Consider the following 969-nt stretch of genomic DNA (forward strand, 5'->3'; position numbering starts at 1 on the left):
AACTTTAGCATGTTGTTCTGCCCCGATGCTTGCAACTCCAATAATATCATCCCCTAATCGTGCAATTAATACACGATTATTCAACGCTTCTTGTAAAGATTTCAAATATCGGGTTTCTTGTTCTTGGTTAATCCCTAAACCTTCTTCACCAAATGAAAGGAAGTCTGTTTCGCTACCCACTTCTTTGTAAAAGTCTAATAAAGCTTTCGCATCCTTTGGCATCGCATCTGCTAAGGTAATTTCTAATTGTTCTTTTTTCATATAGTCTCAATCCTTCTATTTCACTACTACACTATCATAATTTTTTTAGGTTAAATCAGCCAGTAAATCATCGTACAAGGCTTGTCCGCGAGGTCCTTCAAAGCTTAATTCAACAACGCGGCTAGTCTCACTTGTTGCGGATAAAGTTAACCAAAGGTAGTCCTTAGGCAAATCTTCCACGACAAATTGCGGCCATTCAATAATTGTAACGCCATCCCCATTGATATAATCTTCTAAACCAACACTGTCTGAGCCAGTTTCCTCTAGTCGATAGGCGTCCATATGATAAAGTGGGATATCATTATCCTCATATTCGCGGATAATAGTGTAAGTTGGGCTTTTGATGGCTTGGTCGATCCCTAATGCTTTCGCAAAGTATTTAGTAAATGTTGTTTTACCCGCACCTAAGTTTCCTTCTAAGCAAATAATATCGCCTGCTTGCACCAAGTGCGCTAATTTTTGGGCAAAAGCATCTGTATCTCTTTCACTTGCCCAATCAATTGAATAACCCATGTTACCCCTTCTCTCCCTATAATTTCATCATTTACTTTACTAAAAAATCAAAAAGACTACAAGATTAATAACTCTTGTAGTCTCCTAAAGTAATATTAGCTATAGCTTTAGTCTTCTAAAATGGCTTGGTTAGCGGTAATGATTGCTAACTTGTAGACATCTTCTTCTATACAACCACGTGAAAGATCTGAGATT

At 37.6% G+C, this 969-nt stretch carries 1 protein-coding gene and 1 pseudogene; both read right to left on the minus strand.

Going from position 1 to position 969, the window contains the following annotated elements:
* Positions 1 to 261 (minus strand): annotated as a pseudogene (locus tag ACRCJ0_RS15640) (GNAT family N-acetyltransferase); the annotation flags it as partial.
* Positions 262 to 306: 45 nt separating this feature from the next.
* Positions 307 to 774 (minus strand): tRNA (adenosine(37)-N6)-threonylcarbamoyltransferase complex ATPase subunit type 1 TsaE, encoded by a 468-nt coding sequence (tsaE, locus tag ACRCJ0_RS15645; protein WP_431391107.1) that lies wholly within the window; start codon positions 772 to 774, stop codon positions 307 to 309.
* Positions 775 to 969: the final 195 nt, after the last annotated feature.

It is taken from the genome of Aerococcus sp. L_32 (assembly GCF_050689315.1).